This is a genomic window from Nonomuraea roseoviolacea subsp. carminata, assembly GCF_024172185.1.
GTDB classification, from domain to species: Bacteria; Actinomycetota; Actinomycetes; order Streptosporangiales; family Streptosporangiaceae; genus Nonomuraea; species Nonomuraea roseoviolacea.
This window is the reverse complement of sequence record NZ_JAMZEC010000001.1, coordinates 2930539-2950149: the sequence shown is the minus strand read 5'-3', so window position 1 is coordinate 2950149 and position 19611 is coordinate 2930539. Positions and strand designations below refer to the sequence as shown.

20 protein-coding genes are annotated in these 19611 nt (G+C 72.5%); 9 read left to right on the top strand and 11 right to left on the bottom strand.

Annotated elements, in window-relative coordinates; all coding sequences use genetic code 11:
- Positions 1 to 12: 12 nt before the first annotated feature.
- From HD595_RS13615 to HD595_RS13605, 3 genes are all read left to right on the top strand, one after another.
- On the top strand, positions 13 to 1044 hold the full coding sequence (locus HD595_RS13615) for an ABC transporter ATP-binding protein (RefSeq protein WP_253768939.1): 1032 nt from the start codon (positions 13 to 15) through the stop codon (positions 1042 to 1044).
- A gap of 350 nt (positions 1045 to 1394) precedes the next feature.
- Entirely contained in the window at positions 1395 to 2912 is a 1518-nt protein-coding gene (locus HD595_RS13610) for a hypothetical protein (protein ID WP_253768937.1), read from the top strand.
- The gene (locus tag HD595_RS13605; RefSeq protein ID WP_253768935.1) at positions 2909 to 4024 is read left to right on the top strand and encodes an ARPP-2 domain-containing protein; all 1116 of its coding nucleotides are present in this window, start codon (positions 2909 to 2911) and stop codon (positions 4022 to 4024) included. Before HD595_RS13610 ends, HD595_RS13605 begins: the two co-directional genes overlap by 4 nt.
- Here HD595_RS13605 and HD595_RS13600 read toward each other — a convergent pair.
- Genes HD595_RS13600 through HD595_RS13590 form a run of 3 tightly spaced genes read right to left on the bottom strand, consistent with a single transcriptional unit; the run spans position 4012 to position 5040 of the window.
- The gene (locus HD595_RS13600; RefSeq protein ID WP_253768933.1) at positions 4012 to 4308 is read right to left on the bottom strand and encodes a DUF3817 domain-containing protein; all 297 of its coding nucleotides are present in this window, start codon (positions 4306 to 4308) and stop codon (positions 4012 to 4014) included. The genes HD595_RS13605 and HD595_RS13600 overlap by 13 nt on opposite strands.
- A gap of 59 nt (positions 4309 to 4367) precedes the next feature.
- Complete coding sequence (locus HD595_RS13595) at positions 4368 to 4556, bottom strand: hypothetical protein (RefSeq protein WP_253768931.1); 189 nt, start codon at positions 4554 to 4556, stop codon at positions 4368 to 4370.
- 10 nt (positions 4557 to 4566) lie between these two features.
- Positions 4567 to 5040, bottom strand: coding sequence for a DUF5946 family protein (locus tag HD595_RS13590; protein ID WP_253768929.1), 474 nt, complete (start codon positions 5038 to 5040; stop codon positions 4567 to 4569).
- Positions 5041 to 5271: 231 nt separating this feature from the next.
- Between HD595_RS13590 and HD595_RS13585 the strand changes: the two genes are divergently transcribed.
- Entirely contained in the window at positions 5272 to 6723 is a 1452-nt protein-coding gene (locus HD595_RS13585; RefSeq protein ID WP_253768927.1) for a hypothetical protein, read from the top strand.
- A gap of 719 nt (positions 6724 to 7442) precedes the next feature.
- Here HD595_RS13585 and HD595_RS13580 read toward each other — a convergent pair.
- From HD595_RS13580 to HD595_RS13550, 6 genes are all read right to left on the bottom strand, one after another.
- Positions 7443 to 8228 (bottom strand): alpha/beta fold hydrolase, encoded by a 786-nt coding sequence (locus tag HD595_RS13580; protein WP_253768925.1) that lies wholly within the window; start codon positions 8226 to 8228, stop codon positions 7443 to 7445.
- Positions 8229 to 8279: 51 nt separating this feature from the next.
- Positions 8280 to 9263, bottom strand: coding sequence for an AfsR/SARP family transcriptional regulator (locus tag HD595_RS45785; RefSeq protein ID WP_308211132.1), 984 nt, complete (start codon positions 9261 to 9263; stop codon positions 8280 to 8282).
- 4 nt (positions 9264 to 9267) lie between these two features.
- Complete coding sequence (locus tag HD595_RS13565; RefSeq protein WP_253768924.1) at positions 9268 to 9990, bottom strand: hypothetical protein; 723 nt, start codon at positions 9988 to 9990, stop codon at positions 9268 to 9270.
- Between the two features lie 150 nt (positions 9991 to 10140).
- Complete coding sequence (locus tag HD595_RS13560; protein ID WP_253768922.1) at positions 10141 to 10422, bottom strand: hypothetical protein; 282 nt, start codon at positions 10420 to 10422, stop codon at positions 10141 to 10143.
- 40 nt (positions 10423 to 10462) lie between these two features.
- A complete protein-coding gene (locus tag HD595_RS13555) occupies positions 10463 to 10990 on the bottom strand; it encodes a hypothetical protein (RefSeq protein ID WP_253768920.1) in 528 nt (175 codons plus the stop codon).
- 79 nt (positions 10991 to 11069) lie between these two features.
- Positions 11070 to 11795 (bottom strand): helix-turn-helix transcriptional regulator, encoded by a 726-nt coding sequence (locus tag HD595_RS13550; protein ID WP_253768918.1) that lies wholly within the window; start codon positions 11793 to 11795, stop codon positions 11070 to 11072.
- 209 nt (positions 11796 to 12004) lie between these two features.
- On the opposite strand from HD595_RS13550, the gene HD595_RS13545 reads away from it, so the two are divergent.
- On the top strand, positions 12005 to 13453 hold the full coding sequence (locus HD595_RS13545; protein ID WP_253768916.1) for an N-acetylmuramoyl-L-alanine amidase: 1449 nt from the start codon (positions 12005 to 12007) through the stop codon (positions 13451 to 13453).
- Between the two features lie 60 nt (positions 13454 to 13513).
- Here HD595_RS13545 and HD595_RS13540 read toward each other — a convergent pair whose 3' ends face one another.
- Positions 13514 to 14038, bottom strand: a complete 525-nt coding sequence (locus tag HD595_RS13540; protein ID WP_253768914.1) for an NUDIX domain-containing protein — start codon at positions 14036 to 14038, stop codon at positions 13514 to 13516.
- Positions 14039 to 14135: 97 nt separating this feature from the next.
- Positions 14136 to 15158, bottom strand: a complete 1023-nt coding sequence (locus HD595_RS13535) for a LacI family DNA-binding transcriptional regulator (protein ID WP_253768912.1) — start codon at positions 15156 to 15158, stop codon at positions 14136 to 14138.
- A gap of 124 nt (positions 15159 to 15282) precedes the next feature.
- On the opposite strand from HD595_RS13535, the gene HD595_RS13530 reads away from it, so the two are divergent.
- The 4 genes from HD595_RS13530 to HD595_RS13515 all read left to right on the top strand — a co-directional run bounded on the left by HD595_RS13530 (position 15283) and on the right by HD595_RS13515 (position 19610).
- Positions 15283 to 16434 (top strand): aminotransferase class V-fold PLP-dependent enzyme, encoded by a 1152-nt coding sequence (locus tag HD595_RS13530; RefSeq protein ID WP_253768910.1) that lies wholly within the window; start codon positions 15283 to 15285, stop codon positions 16432 to 16434.
- 139 nt (positions 16435 to 16573) lie between these two features.
- Positions 16574 to 17884 carry an ABC transporter substrate-binding protein gene (locus HD595_RS13525; protein WP_253768908.1) on the top strand — a complete coding sequence of 437 codons (1311 nt, stop codon included), beginning with the start codon at positions 16574 to 16576 and terminating at the stop codon, positions 17882 to 17884.
- Positions 17881 to 18804 carry a carbohydrate ABC transporter permease gene (locus HD595_RS13520; protein ID WP_253768906.1) on the top strand — a complete coding sequence of 308 codons (924 nt, stop codon included), beginning with the start codon at positions 17881 to 17883 and terminating at the stop codon, positions 18802 to 18804. The genes HD595_RS13525 and HD595_RS13520 overlap by 4 nt, the downstream gene beginning before the upstream one ends.
- On the top strand, positions 18801 to 19610 hold the full coding sequence (locus tag HD595_RS13515) for a carbohydrate ABC transporter permease (RefSeq protein WP_253768904.1): 810 nt from the start codon (positions 18801 to 18803) through the stop codon (positions 19608 to 19610). Before HD595_RS13520 ends, HD595_RS13515 begins: the two co-directional genes overlap by 4 nt.
- Position 19611: the final 1 nt, after the last annotated feature.

The window sequence follows — 19611 nt, the reverse complement described above, 5'->3', positions numbered from 1 at the left end:
GGTGAGTGCTCCATGACGCTCCACGCCCGGCTCGTGGTGACCCGGCCCGCCTTCACCCTCGACCTCGACCTCGACGTCGCCGCCGGGGAAGTGGTCGCGCTGCTCGGCCCCAACGGCGCGGGCAAGACCACCGCCCTGCGCGCCCTGGCCGGCCTCGTCCCCCTGTCGGAGGGCGAGATCGTCCTGGACGGGCATCCGATGCACACCCTGGCCCCCGAGCAGCGGCCGATCGGCATGGTCTTCCAGGACTACCTGCTCTTCCCGCACCTGTCGGCGCTGGACAACGTCGCCTTCGGCCCCCGGTGCCAGGGCGCCTCCAAGGCCGAGGCCCGGCGCACGGCCGCCGCCCTGCTGGAACGCGTCGGCCTGGCCGACCGGGCCGCCGCCAGGCCGCGACAGCTCTCCGGCGGCCAGGCCCAGCGCGTCGCGCTCGCCCGGGCGCTGGCCGTACGGCCCGACCTGCTGCTGCTCGACGAGCCGCTGGCCGCCCTCGACGCGCACACCCGCCTGGGGGTGCGCTCGGAGCTGCGCCGTCACCTGGCCGACTTCGGCGGCGCGACCGTGCTGGTCACCCACGACCCGCTGGACGCGATGGTGCTGGCCGACCGGCTGGTCGTCATCGAGGACGGCGCGATCGTCCAGCAGGGCGCGCCCGCCGAGGTGGCCCGCCACCCGCGCACCGACTACGTCGCCCGGCTCGTCGGGCTCAACCTGTACCGCGGCCTGGCCGACGGGCCGCGGGTCAAGGTCGGCGAGCTGCTGATCAGCACGTCGGAACGGCTGGAGGGGGCCGCGTTCGTGGCGTTCCCGCCCGCCGCCGTGGCGCTCTACCGTTCCCGTCCGGACGGCAGCCCGCGCAACCTCTGGGAGGCGCGCATCGACGGCATCGAACGGCACGGCGACAACGTCCGCGTCCACCTCGAAGGCCCCGTCACGGCGTTCGCCGACATCACCCCCGCCGCCCTCGCCGAGCTCGACCTCGCCCCGGGTCAGACGATCTGGGCCTCGGTCAAGGCCACCGAGACCCACGCCTACCCCGCCTGAACGAGCCCCCTGCCCGGCGGCGACGGCGTGTCGCCGAACTCGGGGCCGCCCGCACCCGCCGCAGCACAGCGCGGTGGCCGTCGCGTCCGAGCATCGCGATGAGATGGCACAGCGTGGCGACGCTTCACCAGGCGGGTACGCGCACCTCGCCCGACAGAGCCGGCTCGTCGGCCGTCGGAAGATCGGCGCTTCGTCCCGTTCGATATCCTCATGCGCCCTTCCGTGATCGTTGGTACCGTCGTCTCCGGTCGGCCGCGGGACTTCGGTGCGACTTCCGGAACCCGCCTGTAAAGCGATGCCTTCGCAGTTCGTGCCCTCATTCCCCGGCCGGCCCGGACAAGGGGGCGATCATGGAGACGTTCGCCGACCTGATCGAGTGCGAAGACGTCCTGCTGTTCGTCAACGCGGCGATCACGTCGACCGGGCAGCGCGAGTTCCACAGCACGCAGGCCGAGCAGCGGCTCTCGCTGCGGTTCCTGCACAGCTACATCGACGGCAACTATCCAGAGATCTACGCGGCGACGCTGGCGCTGGAGATCAACGACCACAACGCCGCGATGATCATCCGCAACCTGCTCGTACGGCACGGCGGCGACGGCGCCCTGATCGCCTGGCGGCTGTCGCGGATGGCGCCGCAGCGCGTCTACCGGCTGTTCCAGGACCTGCGGCGGCTCGGCGTCAACAACCGGCGCACCCGGGCGATCATCGCCGGATGGCTGTCCGGCCGCTCCGACCTGGCCTTCGACGCGGTCAAGTACCGTACGGCGCTCAAGGACGCGGTGCGCCACGCCCACCTGCGGCTGGAGGGCGAGCTGGGCGACTTCCTCTTCGCACCGCGCGGCCGGGCCAGGTTCGACCACCCGCTGCTGGACGCCTGGCGCCGCGCGCACTACGAGAAGGCCGCCGTCTACGAGCTGCCGTACACCGTGGCCGAGGGGTTCGCCGCGCGGCACGGGATCAAGCGACAGATCTTCATGGAGCGGATCGCGCCCCGCCTGACCAGGCTGGAGCGGATGCGGCTGGCCGAGTCGGCGCGTGACCAGGGCGTCGAGCCCGACCTGGCCGCGATGCCCCTGGTACGGCTGGCCTCCTACGCGCTCTCCCTCCCCTTCCAGACCCGGGCGCGCCGCCGTACCGAGCTCACCGCGGCCTTGCGCGCGGCGGCGGCGCGCGCGGCCGGAACGCGCGCGGGCACCTGGGGGCGCGTCACCGCGGTCCTCGACGACAGCTTCTCCGCCTTCGGCTCGGTCACCAAGCGGCACCGGCCGCTCGCGGTCGCCGTGGCCTGCCACCACCTGCTGGAGGCGCTGGCGGGCGACTACCGCGGGCTCTGGCTGTCGGGCGGCGACGACCCGCTGATGGCGCGCCCGACCGGGCCCACGCCGCTCGGGCGGCGGATCGTCGACGGGCTGGAGACGGCCCCGGAACGGCTCGTCATCGTCTCGGACGGCTGGGACAACGCCCCGCCGGGGCTGGCCGCGGAGGTGCTGCGCGTCTGGCGCGCCCGCCTGGACCCGGACCGGAGGGTCAGCATCGTGCACGTCAACCCGGTGTACGACGCCGGCGGCTTCGAGGTGCGCCGGCTGGCGCCGGGCGTGCCCACCGCGGGCATCCGCGACGCGGAGGACCTCCCGGCGCTGGTGGAGCTGGCCCAGTTCGCCGAGGGCCGGACCGGCCCGGCCGAGCTGCGCGCCTACCTGGCCGAGCGGGCCGCGGAGCGAATGGCGGAGCGGGCGCCGGGGGCGGCGGAGCGGATGGGGGAGCGGGCGCCGGGAGTGGCAGAGCGGATGGGGGAGCGGGCGCCGGGAGTGGCAGAGCGGATGGGGGAGCGGGCGGCGGGGGTGGCGGAGAGGATGGCGGGGCGATGATCGACCTGACCGGGCTGGAGACGCGGCCCGCGCAGACCTGGGGGTCGGTGCGCCTGGTGCCGCTGGTCCGCCGCGAGCCCATCCTGGACCTGCGGCTGCACGCCACGATCTACGGCGACGAGCCGTCCGTGGTGTCGCTGACCGACAGGACGAGCTACCGGGCCTACATCCCGCACGCCTTCGTCGCCTCCTGGACCCGCGACGGGACCCCCGCCGCCGCGTACGGGACCCAGATCGACGAGCCGGTCCGCCACATCGGCATCAGGACGCGGCGCCGCATGGCGCGGCGCGTCGACAAGAACCGGCTGCGCTTCCTGCCGATGCACCTGGCCGTCGAGGGCTACCTGGCGCTGCACTTCAACGGGCCCGAGATCGTCTGGGAGGAGTGGTCACGCCGCGACCTGTCGCCGCGGGTGGAGGTCGTCTACAGCGGCGGCGAGATCAGCGGGCTGGCGGACGCCCTGCGGATCTTCGAGATCTATCCCGGCCAGTGCGGGCTGATGATCTACGTGGCCGACGCGCTCGCCGCCGCGACCGTGGTGCCGCACCCGGACGACTACCGGGCGCTGCACCCGACGCTCATCCACGACCTGTACGGCGAGCTGATCCACGAGTACGCCCTGTACCACCCGGTGCGCGACGTCCCCGCCGTGGTGGACGCCTCGCGCGTGGCGTCGCTGGGCGACCTGCGCGCGGCGGCCGAGCGGCACGAACGGGAGTGGGCGTCCTTCCACGACACGACCATGGCGGCGGGGATGCTGTCGTCGCCCGGCCGGGTGGAGGAGGTCTACCGGTTCGGGCCGTTCCGCCTCTCCCGCTTCCTGCCGCGCTTCGAGCCGCGGCGGGAGAACCACATCGGGGAGACGATCACCTCCGACGACGGGCAGGTCGCCTACTTGAAGACCTTCCGCCTGTCGCAGGCGCAGATCAGGCGCGGCTACCTGCTGACCAGGCTGGCCGAGCACGACTGGCACATCGGGCGCACGGCCGCCGCCCTCGGGACCACCCCGGAGGATCTCGGATCACGCCTCGAACGCGCCGGCTTCGGCCACCTGCTGCGCCGGCACGTCCTGGACCACTACCGAGCCGGTCGCCGGGGTCAGGCGGGCTGACCGGCCGGTTCGCGCGCCGCCATCCGGCGTTCGAACCACACGGAGGTGAACGGCGGGACCGCGCACGCCAGGCCGAGCACCACCGCGCCCCGGCTCCAGCCGGCCTCCCGCGCCGAGAGGATCACGCCGGCCGCGTACAGCACGAACAGCGCTCCGTGGATCGGCCCGAAGATCTTCACGCCGAGCTCGCCGGTGGCGGCCACGTACTTGAAGAACATCCCGACCAGCAGGCCCGCCCAGGAGCACGCCTCGGCCACCGCCACGACCCGGAACCAGCGCAGCATGCCTCACCTTCCCACTCGGACGATCGCGCACACTCTACAGGCTGTAGAGCAACGGGCGGTCATCGCTTCATGGCGCGGTGACGCCGGAGCAGGTCGGTGATCTTCGCGTGGTCGCGGGCGCCGTTCAGCTCGCTGAGCAGATCGTCGGGGCACAGCTCGTAGAGCTCGCCCCACCATCGGCGAGACCTGTTGTCCCAGATCCGGTAGCCGCCGGGTACGCCTCGGGCGGCGTAGCGTCTCCTGCTCATCGCCAGGGCCTCAGCTCCGGAGGGAGCGCCAGCCCTCCACCGTCGCTTCGGCGATGAGCTGGATGTGGCGGCCGTACGCGGCGTGCCCGTCGGCCACGAAGCTGCCCTCCCTGAACGGCAGGCCCGAGAACGCGGCGCGGAACCGCTCGGGAGGCCCGCCCACCGGAAGCGGCTCGTACGGCGCCAAAGGCTCCATGTCGTAGCCGGACCGTGCGCCGTGCCCGTTGCGCGCCACCTGGTGAGCCGCCACGCGCAGCAGCGCGTCGAGGCCCTGGTCCACGTAGAGCTGCAACTGCCGGAACTGGCCGTCCAGGTACTTCTCGCGAGCCCGGGACGGGTGCTGCAGGAGGTACGCGCAGACCACGGGCGCGTGCCAGGCATACATCTGCGGATCGGCCTGCTCCTCGGCCAGGATGCCGTGGTAGTAGTCCACGCACACGCCGAGCGGGCCGGCCGTCGCCCCGCACTCGCACTGATCCGTCATGGCCCGCACCATAGGCGGACGGCGACGGCCTTGTCGATCGCATTTCCCGGCGCCGAACGGCCGGTGCATGGCCGGTGCGTGCCCTGGTGAGGCGATCTCCCCGGGCCGAGCGGGCGTGGACCTGGTCGCGCGGGGTGGTGCTGGCGTACTTCTGCGAGTACGCCAGCACCCGCAGATCCCGCTCTGGCGGCTCCACGTCCTCGACCGGACGGCGATGCGTACGATCTGCCTGTGGAGGAAGTGATCTTGGCGGTGCTCGACGCCGCGCTGATGGTGACGATCCTGTGCGTCGTCATCGCGCCCGTGTACGGCTCCGTGATGCTCGCGGCCCGCACCGCCCCGATCAGCCGCCATGCTCGCCTGAGCCGGCCCCACCTGGTCTGGGGAGTGGTTCTGACGGCCGCCGGTGTCGCGCTGCTGGTGGTCACTGCGCGGTCCTCGCGCGTGGTCGTGCCCCACGACCCCGCGCTGGCCTTCATTCTTCTCGCGGCTCTGGCGGGTGCGGCGCTGCTCCTCCTCGGCATCGGCCCGTTCGTCCCATGGCTGGCGGCGCTGCTCGGGAGGCGGGCGGTACGGCTGGCGGCGCCGGTCCGCCTGGCGGCTCAGGGCGCGGCCGGCCCCCGGGCGGCCGCGGTGGCGGCGACGACGGCGAGTGCGACGGCGCTCGCGCTCACCTTCATGATCGTCGGTACGGCCCAGACGGCGCAGGAGAGGGCCGCGTACAGTCCGCAGGCCCGCTCCGGCGCCCTCGTGGTGACCTGGCCCTCGGCGGAACAGGCGGCGGCCGTACGCGCGGCCGTCCAGCAGGAGCTGCCGGGGGTGCCGATCGTGCAGAGCTACCGCCGGCCGGTGCTCGGATACCTGAGCCTGAACGTCCACAAGGTGGACGGGGAGCGGGAGAGCGATGTCTCGGCCGTGGTGATCGGTGACGAGGGGCTGCTCCGCTATCTCACCGGAGACCCCTCGACGCCGTACGACGAGCAGACGGCCGTGATCGTCACGGCTGATGGCACGGACGTCGACAAGGTGACGGTCGACTACGAAGCCTGCGGGAACGGCGACACGTCGTCCACGACCAAGATCCTCTCCGCGACCGCCGCCAGACCCGCCGCCCCGCAGGAGGAGAAGATCTTCCTCCCGGCGCCGGCCGTGCGGGAGCTCGGCTGCCGACCGGAGCCGGAGGAACTGCTCATCGACCCCTCCGTTCACCGCACCACGGCGATCGAGCAGGAGCGGCTCGACCGCCGGCTCGGCGCCTCGGGGACCACCTTCGTCGAGCAGGGGTTCCAGGCCCAGGACGGCTGGAAGGTCTTCGCCGGGGCGGCGATCGCCCTCGCCCTCGGGGCGGCGTTGACCATGACCCGCCGGACACCCGCCGACTCCCGCCCGATGCGCGTGCTGCTGCGCGTCGGCGGCGGTCCGAGCCTGCGGTGGTTCGCCGCCTGCCACGCGGGGCTCGTGGCGGCCTGCGGAACGGTGACGGGCGCGGCCGCCGGATGTGTCATGGGCCTGCAACTGGCGTGGCCGCTGACGGCCCCGGGCGAGTGGGAATCGCCGCCACGGGTGCCCTTCGAGCCCCCGTGGCCGGCGATCGCCGTGCTCGTCGCCGGTCTGCCCGTCCTCGTCGCCGCCATCGCCGCGGTTCTCGGTACGACCCGGCGCGGTAACCGAGGCGGGGGTTGATCGCTCGTCCGCGGCTGACTAACGTGACGACCTTCGGTCGGCGCGACCTCCTGGCGAACTCGATCCCGTGGTTCAGCGTGAACGGTGAAGAGACGTGGTGCGCCGAGCTGACGGTGTGGTTGTCCCGTCCGGCTTCTCAGACCCGGCTCCGCGCCGGGACTCCGGCCGGTAGGGTCGCGCCGTGGACGACGACGCCTTCATGAGCACCCCTTACGACGACGAACTCATCGTCGGCGCCCTGGTCGTGCCCGTGGTGCTCCTCCTGCTGCCCACTGTCATCTGGCTCACCGTGACGCTGCTGCGCAGCCGCAGGTAGCGCCTCACCGGCGGGCGATGTAGTAGCGGTCGATCGGGAGCACCAGGGCGTACAGATGTCGTGCGGCCACGGCGGCAGGGCGAGGAGAGCCTGGTCCAGCCGCAGGCGGGGCGCGTAGCCGGTGCACTCGTCGCAGAGGCACCTATGGAGGAGACGGTCGGCGCTGCCGAGGAGGGCCGCGTGCTGCCAGGCCACCAGGGCGTCCGCCACGGCCCCCGGCCACATCCGGGTGTGTTCGAGGGCGACCACCGCGACCATGGGGCGACGGCCGAGCCCCGGGACATGGTGGACCAGGTCTCTGTGGGTGCCGCACGACGACCTGCGCGTACGGACCTCGGAAGGGCGCCTACGCGGCATGGCCCTTTCTGGTCGATGTCATGGCCACGATGATCGCACGTTGTCCCTAGCGGAGGAACTCCAGGAGCGCCGGGACGATGGCGTCGGGGGACGGGCCGTGACCCTGGCCCGGGAGGACGCGGCGGGTGGCGTCGGGCAGGGCGGCCGCCACCGCGTCGGCGGCCTCCGGCATGCCGGGGAACGTCTGGTCGCCCGAGTACACGATCGTCGGCACCGTGACCGCGGACCAGCGGCCGGCCCAGTCGGGGTCGGTGTTGACGTCGTGGACGGCCGCGAGGTCGTAGACGAGCGTGGGCGCGACCGCCACCAGGTCGGCCCAGCCGGGGCCCTGGGCCATGCCCTCGACGGCCTCGGCCGGCACGCCGAACACCGCGGTCATCTCGTAGCGCATCGCCTCGTCATGCTTGCCCTCGGCCAGCAGGGCGCGCATCGTCGTCAGGTGCTCGCCGTGGTCGAGGCCGGCGAACAGCGGCGGCTCGTAGAGGGCGAGCGCGGTGACGCCGACGCCGGCCTGCGCGGCGGCCAGCGCCACGGTCGCCCCGGACGAGCTGCTGTAGAGGGTCGCGGTGCCGCCGGCCGCCTTGACCAGCGCCGCGACGTCCTCGACCTCCCGCTCCAGCGCCCACGGCGCGGTGTCGCCGGACCGGCCGCGTCCGCGCCGGTCGTAGTCGATCGCCGTGAAGCCCTCGCCGGCGAGCCGCCGGGCGACCTCCGCGGTGTTCGGGTCGATGGCGCGGTACTGGGTGGCGCCGCCGATGAAGATGATCGCGGGCCCGTCACCGTGGCGGTCGTAGTCGATGACCGTGCCGTCCTGGGAGATGACCGTGCTCAAGATCGTGCCTCGATTCGTGCCGTTCGACGTGTGAGGGGGTGGCGGGCCGGTTCACGGGTGCCGCCATCGGCACAGGGTACGGGCCCGGACCGACATTTCCGGTCCCGCCTCCCCTGCCCGGCGCGGGGCCGCCGACCTGCGGCGGGCGCATTCGCGGCGCGGGGGAGCGGCCGGGCCGAGGGCAGGGCCTGGATCCGGGCTCCGATCCGGGCTCCGATCCGGGCTCCGATCCCGGCTCAGCTCCCGGCTCGGATCCGGGCCCGGGCCCGGGCCGGGGGCTGGAGCCGCGTCGAGGGAGGGCGCGTGGTGGAGGATGTCGCGTTCCAGGGCGCGCAGCTCAGGGCCGGGGTCGAGGCCGAGCTGGTCGGCCAGCAGCCGTCCCGCCCGGCGGAGCACGCCCAGCGCCTCCGCCTGCCGGCCCGTACGGTACAGCGAGAGCGCGAGCAGGCACCACAGCCGCTCGCGCAGCGGGCCGGCCGTCGTCTCGGCCTCCAGCGTCGCGATCACGGCGTCGGGACGGCGCAGCGCGAGCAGTGCCCGGGCGTGCCGCTCCACGGCGACCAGCCGCGCCTCGTTCAGCCGCCTGACCTCCGCGACCGCCCACGGCTGGTCGTCGAACTCGGCGTACGGCTGCCCCCGCCACAGCCCCAGCGCCTCCTCCAGGCAGGCCAGGGCCGCGCCGGGCGGTCGCCGTCCCGCCTGGTCCACGAGCTCGGTGAAGCGGATCGCGTCCACTCGGCCGGTCTCCAGCAGGTAGCCGGGCGGGCGGCTGACCAGCAGGGCCTGCCGGGAGCGCGGCCGGCGCCCGGGTTCGAGCGCGCGGCGCAGATGGGACACGTACGCGTGCAGCGACGGCAGGGCGCTGGGCGGCGGCCGGTCCCCGTACAGGGCGTGGATCAGGGCGTCGGTGGAGACCGTCGCGCCCGGCGCGGCCAGCAGCCGGGCCAGCACGGTGCGCGGGCGGGGGCCGCCGAGCGCGGCGGCCCGGCCCGTGTCGTCGCGCGCCTCCAGCGGTCCGAGGACTCGGAACTCCACCGGCTCAGCCCTTTCCGGAGTTCAGGACGTCGTCCGGCCGGGTGACGAGCAGCAGGCCGAGCGCCGCGTACCCGATGACCAGGTGGCCGGCGCCCACCCAGCGGGAGAGGTCCTCGCCCACCAGCAGGAAGCTGGGGACGGTGACGACCGCCCAGCTCTCGGCGACCAGCGGCCACCAGCGCAGCAGCCCCCTCCATCGGCCGGCGGCGGCGAGCTTCACGCTGATGGCGGCCATGCCGAGCATCGACAGCGGCCAGCACATGTCCAGCGGGGCCAGCCAGGCCCCGTTCTTGAGGTCGTCGGGCAGGACGCCGTGCAGCAGCGACCAGACGGAGGCCACGCCGAGCACGACCGCCTCGACGCGGAGCGCGACGGCGGCGGCGCGGGAGGTGCCGAGGGCCCGGGTCCGCATCTGCACCCACAGCAGGCAGAACACGCCGAGCTGGAAGCACAGGCCGGTCAGGTCCACGACGCGCTCGCCCACGCCGACGCCGGTCGAGCCGAAGACGGAGATGGCCGCCGCCCAGGTGAGGGCCCCGGCCGTGAGCCCGGCACCGGCGCGCCGGACGGCGTCGGCGCCGATCGACCGGGACGCACCTACCGGTCGGGACGCACCTGCCGATCGGGATCCGTCGGTCGGTCGCGATCCGGTGGCGCCGCCCGGGGGAGAAGCCGGGGGGAGATCCGTGCGGGCCTTGGCCGGTTCGTCGGTGATGCGGGCGTCCATGAGTGCCTCCTGTGGGGCCGTCGGGGCGTGACGGTGTCCACGATCGGCGTTCGCCGTCCCGGGCCGGCAGGGGCGCGCGTCCCTGATCAGGTCCCGGACGCCCCCTGCTTGTCCCGGGACAAGCAGCGGGACGAGCACGGGCGTCGGTGGCTAGGAGTCGCGCCAGCCCGCCGCGTTGGCCTCGACCACCCGGTCGAGGCTCGTGAGCTCGTCCGACGGCACCTTCTCGCTGATGAAGCGCAGGTTGCTCAGGAAGTCGTCGAGGGCCTCCTCCACCACCGTGAACGGCGGCCGGCCACCGGCGTCGTCACCGGCCGCCCGGTTCGCCAGCGCCCATCGCGCGTGACCGACCTCGGCGCCCAGGGGCGCCCACGCCGCCTCCAGCAGGCTCCAGAGACGCTCCTCGTCCTCCGCCGGGAACCGCCGCTCCATCCGTTCTCCTACGGTCGTGTGATCAGTGGCGACCACACAATCAGGAGGCACCGACAAGAGAGCGCCACCCGAAGGTGACGGAGCCCGCCAGCAGCACCACCCCGGACAGCACACCGCTGAGCAGCGGCACCCACGTGACGGCCGACGTCGAGGCCATGACGAGGCCCGCCACCCCCAGCACGGTCAGGACGGCGCCGGGCACGGCGATGCTCCAGTCCTTCCACACCGGCGCCAGCGCGACGAAGTGCACGCCCACCACGAACGCCACCCATGCCACGTTGCCCTGTTCGGGCCGGTCCAGGGCGGCCAGCACCCGCAGCCCGCCGAAGAGCAGCAGCACCTCGGCGGCCACGACGATCAGGTATCCGCGGCCGAACATGCCCTTCCGCGCCGCCTCCGGAGCCGGCCGTTCCTTACGGGCCGTGGCGAACCACATGGCCACCACGGCCGCGGCCCCCAGGCAGGCGGCGACCCGCAGGACGTTGACGGCCACGGTGTTCAGCGGGCTCTGCGCGTTGAGGACCACGAAGACCGCGCCGAAGACGGCGCCCACCAGCAATCCAGTCATTCTTTGCATGACGGCCATTGAATCGGCCGCCGGATCCCGGCCGCGCGGGGGGTGGGACGAGGGCGGGGTCGGCCTGGCCCTACCTCGCCGTCCCGCGAAGATGGGCGAGCACGGCCAGCACCCGCCGGTTGTCGTCCTGGGTCGCCGGCAGCTCCAGCTTGGCGAACAGGCCCGCCACGTGCTTGCCGACGGCCGCCTCCGTGATGGACAGGGCGCGGGCGATGGAGCCGTTGGAGCGTCCCTCGGCCATCAGGGCGAGCACCTCGCGCTCGCGCGGGGTCAGCCGATGCGTCGGCTCGGTGACGTCCCTGGCTCGGGCCCAGGTCAGCTCGAACAGGTCGATGAGGGCCGTGATGAGGCTCTGCTGCCTGATCACCAGGGCTCCGGGCGAGTACGCGACCGGGGTGATGCGCAGGAACGCCACGGCGTGGTCGAAGACGAGGAGCTGCTGCACCTGCTCGTCGGTGACCCGGTGCAGGTCGCCGGCGGCGTGCAGCTCCCTGATCCGGGCCGTCTTGAGGGCGTCGTCCAGGACGCTGGAGTGGACGACCGTGCGCATCCTCATGCCGCGCCGCAGGGCGCCGAGCACGTCGAGCCGGCTGCGCTGCTCCTCGCGGCCCTCCTCCCGCGAGCCGACCGGCTGCAGGGCGCGCAGCTCCCGGGACGATCCGGCCAGGTCGAGGATCTGCCGCCGGACGCGCTCGTTGTCCTCCACCCGCTCGACCTCGACGGGCACGCCGCTCAGCACGCCCACCACCTCTTCGAGGCGACGGGTGAGCTGGGCCAGCGACACACTCTCCTCCACACGGTCCCCCCGAGCCGGTTCTCGGAAGTGATCGTACGGGGCCCGGAAAGGCCGACAGGAGTCGTGCGTTTTCTGGACGATCTTTATGCGGACCGCGATCACGCTTGTCGCCAGCAGGAGCGTTTCGGGGGCTCGGCTGACGCGGAGCCGGCCCGAGGCCGGAGACGGCGGTCGCGCGAGTCCTCCGACGTAACGTTGAGGAGAAACACGTGAAGGCTCGTCTCCGCCGTCCGGCCGCGCTGTTAGCGGGCGCCATCATCCCCCTCTCGCTTCTCATCGGGCAGCCGGCCGACGCCGCCGGCGCCGGTCCCGTCGCCGACGCCTTCGCGCGGGCCTCCGCCGCGTACGAGGTGCCGCGCGACCTGCTGGTGTCGGTCGCCTACGCCGAGACCCACCTCGACGGACACGACGGCAAGCCCAGCGCCTCCGGCGGCTACGGCGTGATGCACCTCGTCAGCAACCCCAAGACGCACTCGCTGGAGCAGGCCGCCAAGCTGACCAAGCTGCCCGTGGCCTCCCTCAAGACCGACACCACGGCCAACATCACCGGCGGCGCCGCCGTGCTGCGCGCCCTGGCCGACGAGCTGGGGCTGGGCGCCGACGCGCGCAAGGACCCGGCGAAGTGGTACTCCGTGGTCGCCAAGTACGGCAACGCCTCCCGGCCCGAGGTGGCCAGGCTGTACGCCGACACCGTGTACGACCTGCTCGGCGGCGGCGTCAGCGCCGCCACCCCCGACGGCGAGACCGTGAAGGTGGCGGCCCGCGCCGTCGAGCCCGACCGCGGCGCGTACGCCAAGGTCAAGGAGCTCGGCGAGAACGACACGCTGGCCGCGGCCGCGGTCGACTACCCCGGGGCCACCTGGGCGGCCGCCCACAGCTCCAACTACGCCGTCTCCGACCGGCCCAACAGCGACGTCATCGACCGGATCGTCATCCATGTCACACAGGGCTCGTACGCCGGGACGATCGACTGGTTCCAGACCGGCCCGCGGCCGAACCCGACCTCCGCGCACTACGTCATCCGCTCCTCCGACGGCGCCATCACGCAGATGGTCAGGGAGAAGGACCGGGCCTTCCACGCCGGCGACTACAACCGCCGTTCGGTCGGCATCGAGCACGAGGGCTGGGTGGACCAGGCGTCCTGGTTCACCGACGCGATGTACCGCTCCTCGGCCGCGCTGACCCGCAACATCGCCGACCGCTACGGCATCCCGAAGGACCGCACCCACATCATCGGGCACAGCGAGGTGCCCACCGCCGACCACACCGACCCCGGTCCCTACTGGAACTGGACGACGTACATGAACTACGTCAAGGGCACCGGCGGGCCCAGCAACCCGCACACGCCCGAGTCGGTCTGCGGCAGCGGCTACAAGGTCATCGACTCCGCGCCCCTCGGCACGGCGGGCAACGTCTACCTGCTCTACAACTCCACCAGCGGCAAGAACTGCGTGGCCACGCTGAAGACCACCTCGCTCGGCCAGGCCACGGCCACCAGCGCCTACCTGGAGGTGCAGGGCCAGACCCGCGTCACCGACAGCGGCAACTTCGCGTACTACGCGGGGCCGGTGATCGCCGCCGCCGCCGACAAGTGCGTCAAGTGGGGCGGCAAGGCGGGCGCTTACACCTACGACAGCGGGTTCGAGCACTGCTCGTGACCCTCGCTGCCTGACGGTGGAGGGCGCCGACCGGTTCGACCGGGCGGCGCCCTTCCGCGTTCAGGGGGCGTCGCGGGCCAGCAGGGCGCGGTGGGCGGTGAGCCAGACCTGGCCGGTGCAGCGCCGCTCGACCTCCTCGGGCGTCAGCCACTCGGCGCCCGTGCTCTCCGTACCGGCGGGCGGCGTGGTGGGCGGCCCCGGCTCGGCGAGGCGGGCCTCGAACAGCACCATGTACGTCAGCGCCGCGTACCGGTAGCCGGCCGGGGCTGGACCGGTCAGCTCGATGCGCTGCCAGGCGAACACCGACAGCCGTTCCGGCGGCAGCGCGAGGCCGGTCTCCTCGGCCAGCTCGCGGGAGGCGGCCTCGGCGGCCCGCTCGCCCGGGTCGAGGTGGCCGCCCGGGATGTCCCAGCCGCGCCCCTCGCGGGCGACGCGGGTCAGCAGCGTGCGGCCGGCGGCGTCGAGGACGAACGCGAAGGCGGAGGTGGTCTGCTCCACCGGCGGCAGCCTGCTGGTCAGCGCGATCTCCAGGCGGTGCGGTGCGGGGATCCACGGCACGGTGACGGACGCGAGGACACGGGTCATTGCCTCATTGTCCACCGGGAGCCCCGTTCCCGGCGCACCACACGCGACGAGACGCACCACACGCGACGCGGCGGCACCACGCTCGATCGCCGGCGGCCTACTCGACCGTTGTCATGCTCGGCCGGAGCACCGGGTCGCCGGCGAGCAGCAGCCCGGCCTCGGGCGGCTCCCCCTCCTCGACGCTCTGGAGGAGCCGGCTCACCAGGGCGTCCGCGATGCGCCGCAGCGGCAGCCGGACGGTCGTCAGCGGCGGCTGGAGCAGCCGGGTGTACGGCATGTCGTTGAACCCGGTCACCGCGAGGTCGGCGCCGACGGTCAGCCCCTCGGCCTGGGCGGCGGCGTAGGCGCCGGGCGCCAGCCAGTCGTCGTCCAGGACCAGCGCGGTGGGGCGGGGCGAGCGGTTCAGCAGGTCACGCGCCACGGCCACCACCTCGTCCAGGCCGTCGACGAACGCCTCGTGGCCGGCCAGGCCGAAGCGGCGCATCCCGATGCGGAACCCGGCCTCCCGGTGCCGCAGCCAGGGCAGCGCCGCCGACGTGCCGAGGTAGGCCACCCGCCGATGGCCGTGGGACGACAGCAGGCCGACCAGGTCGATCATCGCCTGGGCCGAGTCGACGTCCACCCACGCCTGGGGCCGGCCGGGCCCGGTGCGGCCGAAGACCGCGAAGGGGAAGCCCGTCTCGTGCAGGTAGTCCACGCACGGGTCGTCCTCCAGCACGTCGGAGAGCAGGATGGCGTCGGCGGTGCGCGCGGCGATGACGTCCTCCAGCGCCCGCGCCCTGCTCTGGCCGGGGCGGGGGCGCACGAGCAGGATGCGGTAGCCGGCCTCGCCGGCGGCGGCGACCATCGCCTCCAGGAAGCCGCTCATGAGCGCGTTGGGGTTGTCCGGGTCGGTCTCCGGGGTGGTGTAGGCGATGATCCGGCGCGTGCCGGAGCGCAGGCTGCGCGCCGACTGGTCGGGGCGGTAGCCCATCTCCTCGATCAGCGCGGTGACCCGTTCGAGGGTGTCGGGGCGCAGCTTGTGCGGGGCGTTGATCGCGTTGGAGATGGTCTGCCGGGACACACCCGCGGCGCGCGCGACGTCCTGGATGCTGACCCCGCGGGGCCGTTGCGCCGGCATGTTCGGGTTCTCCTCCTCGGGTCCTCAGGGTGCCGCCCTTGCCCTGGCCCGGGCCATCCTAGGTCCTGTGAACGTTCATATCACGCGCGATGTCACATATGACGACCTGGGAGGTCCTGTGGACATGACGCCGATTCCGGGGGCGAGGGAGATGTTCTCGCTGGACCCGGAGGTGATCCAGCTCAACCACGGTTCGTACGGCGCGGTGCCGGTCGAGGTGCAGGAGCGCCAGGCGGAGCTGCGTGCCGAGATGGAGCGGATGCCCGACCGGTTCTTCGCCCGCCTGCCCGCGCGCCTGGCCGTGGCGCGGGAGCGGGTGGCCGCCTTCCTCAACAGCTCCGGAGCGGCCTTCGTCGCCAACGCCACGGAGGGGGTCGCCGTCGCGCTGGAGTCCGTGCCGCTCGCGGCGGGCGACGAGATCCTCCACACCGACCACGGGTACGCGGCCGTGGAGCGGGCGCTGCGCCGCCGGGCCGGGGAGAGCGGGGCGCGGCTGGTCAGGGTGGCGCTGGGCGACGATCCGGTGGCGGCGGTGCTCGGCGGGGTCACCGCGCGGACCCGGATCGCGGTCCTCGACCACGTCAGCTCGGCCGGGGCCCGCCTCCTGCCGGTCGCCCGGCTGGCCGGCGAACTGGCCGCCCGGGACGTCGTCACGGTGGTGGACGGCGCCCACGCACCGGGGATGCTGCCGGTGGACCTCGACGCGGTGAACGCCGACTTCTGGGTCGGCAACCTGCACAAGTGGGCGTTCGCGCCGCGTCCGGCGGCGCTGCTGCACGTCGCGCCGCGCTGGCGGGGCCGGGTCAGGCCGCTGGTCGTCTCCTACGGCGAGGGGTTCCCGGACGCGGTGGAGTTCCAGGGCACGCGTGACTACACCGCCCTGCTGGCCGCGCCGTACGGGCTGGACGTCCTGGAACGGCTCGGGCTCGACCGGGTGCGCGCGCACAACGCGGCGCTGGCGGCCTACGGGCAGCGGGTCGTGGCGGAGGCCCTGCGCGAGGCCGGCCTGTGCGCGGACGCCCCGCAGACGACCGGCTACCCAGGCGTGCCGATGCGCGTGGTGCGGCTGGCGTCCGGGCTGGGCTCGACCAAGGCGGAGGCCGACGCGCTCTGCGCGGAGATCCTGGACCGCCTCGGCTGCCAGATCAAGATCGAGCCGGTGGGGCTGCTCCGCCTGTCGGCGCAGATCTACAACACGCCCGGGGACTACGACCGCCTCGCCGCCGGACTGCCGGACATCCTCCGTTCTCGACGCGGGCTCTTGCGCGCAATATGAACGATCAAATACCTTAACCCCCAAGTCGCCCGCCGATTGGTCGGCAAACATCCCCTCGCCTGCCCTGAAAAGCCAGGCAGAAGATCGTTTGAACGTTCATATCCGACGCGGCGCTCATCCCCCGAAAGGAAGCACGCGCATGATCAACCGTCGTGGAGTCCTCGCGCTCACCCTCGCCGGTACCCTCACCCTCGCCGCCTGTGGCGGCGGTGGGGAGAAGGCGGAGAGCGGCGGGCCGGTCAAGATCACCGTGTGGAGCTGGAAGCCCGCCTCGGACGGCCTGGCCGCCGTCGCCAAGGACTTCGAGAAGGCGAACCCGAACATCAAGGTCGACGTCCAGGTGATCGGCAACCCGGCCATCTGGGAGAAGATCACCGTCGGCATGGCGGCGGGCGGCAAGGGCCTCGGCGACATCCTGCACATCGGCATCGACTACCTGCCCAGCTACGTGGACAAGTTCCCCGGCGGCCTGGCCGACCTCAACAAGCTGGGCGCCGGCAAGTACAAGGACGCCTTCGCCAAGGGGCTGTGGCCCACGGTCACCGGCAAGGACGGCGGCGTCTACGCGATGCCCTGGGAGGTCAACCCGATCGGCTTCTTCTACCGCTCCGACCTCTTCGAGAAGGCCGGGATCGACGCGGCCGCGATCCAGACCTGGGACGACGCCATCGAAGCGGGCAAGAAGCTCAAGGAGAAGACCGGGGCGTCCCTCATCGGCCTGAACAAGCCGGCCGCCGGCAGCATGGACATGGACTTCTACCAGTCGCTCCTGCAGCAGCAGGGCGCCTTCTACTTCAACCAGCAGGGCGACGTCACGCTCGGCTCGGCGCCCGCCGTACAGGCGATGACCCTGATCAAGAAGATGAACGACGCCGGGATCGTCGCCGACACCTCCGGCGAGGGCACCGCCAAGAAGCTGATCAGCAGTGGCAAGCTGGCCGTGCTGCCGTGGGCGGCCTGGGCGGCGAGCTACATCCCGGAGATGCGCCCGGAGCAGAAGGGTCTGTGGCGGGTCATGCAGCCGCCGGCGGTCACCTCGGGCGGCAAGCGGACCGCGATCGTCAACTCCACCCATCTGGCCATCTCCGGCACCAGCGAGCACAAGGCCGAGGCGTTCAAGTTCATCGAGTACGCGCTGACCAAGCCCGAGGTCATCAACAAGGTCTTCAAGGAGGGCGGCGTCTTCCCCGCCCTGACCGCGGCCTACTCCGACCCGATGTTCTCCGCCCCGACGGAGTACTTCGGCGGGCAGCCCGCGCTCAAGACGTTCGTGGACTCGCTGACCGAGGGGGCCGACGCCACCTTCTACTCCAGTGACTACGCCAGGGCCCTGAAGATCGCCAGCGACGCCCAGACGCAGGTTCTGACCAAGGGCGCCGACCCGGCGGCGACCCTGGCCACCGCCGCCCAGCAGCTCGCGCAGCAGACCGGCAGGAAGCTCGCGGGATGACGCTCACGATGACCCGGGATGCCGCCACCAGGGGTGGCGGCTCGCCCCGCCCGCATCGGCCGCTGATCACCAAGAGGAACATCCCCTACCTGCTGATCCTGCCCGCGCTGCTCGGCTTCGTGTCCTTCAAGGCGTATCCGATCCTCGCCGCGCTGTACATCAGCCTGACCTCCGGCGCGGGCGCGGCTCGCACCTTCGTCGGGCTGGACAACTACGTCCGGCTGGTGAACGACCCGCTGTTCTGGACCGCGTTGTGGAACACCGCGTTGATCCTCGTCGTCCAGGTGCCGATCATGCTGCTGCTCGCGCTGGTGCTGGCGCTCGGGCTCAACTCCCCGCTCCTACGGCTGCGCGGCCTGTGGCGGCTGGGCGTCTTCATGCCGTCACTGACCGGCCTGGTCGCCTACGGCGTGATGTTCTCGGTGATCCTGAGCAAGGACTCCGGCCTGCTCAACTGGGTGCTCGGCTTCTTCGGCGTCGACGCGATCGACTGGCTGGGCAGCCCCTTCTGGGCCCGCATCGCCATCGTCATCGCGCTCACCTGGCACTACACCGGCTACAACGCGGTGATCTACCTCGCCGGGCTGCAGAGCATCCCCAAGGAGCTCTACGAGGCGGCGATGGTCGACGGCGCCGGGGCGGTCCGCCGGTTCTGGTCGATCACCGTTCCGCAGCTGCGGCCGATCCTGCTGCTGACGGTCGTGCTGTCCACGATCGGCACGCTGCAACTGTTCGACGAACCGTTCGTGATCACCGGTGGCGGCCCGGACAACTCCACCCTCACCATCTCGCTGTACCTCTACGAGAACGGATTCCGCTACTTCGACTTCGGCTACGCCGCGGCGATCGCCTACGCGCTTACGCTGATCGTCGCTGGGTTCGGACTGCTCCAGCTCAAGCTCACCGGAGGCAAGAAGTGAAGGGCTGGGCGCTGACGTTCGTGCTGGCCGCGGTGTTCGCGCTGTGCGTCGGGCCGTTCTACTGGCTGGCGATGGCCGCCACCCACGCCAACTCGGAGATCTTCGCCGAGACGCCGAAGTTCTATCCGGGCGACCAGCTCGGGGCGAACACGGCCAAGCTGGAGGAGTCGATCGGCCTGGTCCACGTGCTGGGCAACACGCTGTTCGTCGCGATCGTGCAGACCTCGATCGCGATCGTCGTGGCGCTGCTGGCCGGGTACGCCTTCGCCAAGTTCGAGTTCCGCGGCAGGAACGCGTTCTTCGTGCTGCTGCTGTCCACGCTGGTGATTCCCGGCGGCGTCACGATCATCCCGATCTTCGAGATGATGAACGACCTCGATCTGATCGACAGCTTCCCGGCGCTGATCCTGCCCAACCTGACGGTCCCGTTCGGCATCTTCCTCATGCGGCAGTCCCTGCTCGCCATCCCGGACGAGCTCCTGGACGCCGCCCGGGTGGACGGGGCGGGCGAGCTGCGCGTGCTGTGGCGGGTGGTGGTCCCGGTCATGCGCCCGGTGCTGGCGGCGCTGGGCGTCTTCCTCTTCCTCGGGGCGTGGAACGACTTCCTGTGGCCGCTGATCGCGCTGCGCACGCCCGAGATGTACACGCTGCCCGTCGCGCTGGCCACCCTCCAAGGGCTGGCCAGGACCGACTTCGGCCAGGTCATGGTGGGCACCGCGATCTCCTCGCTGCCGATGATGGTCCTCTTCCTCGTCCTCCAGAAACAGTTCATCTCCGGCCTGCTGGCCGGTGCCACGAAGGGATAAG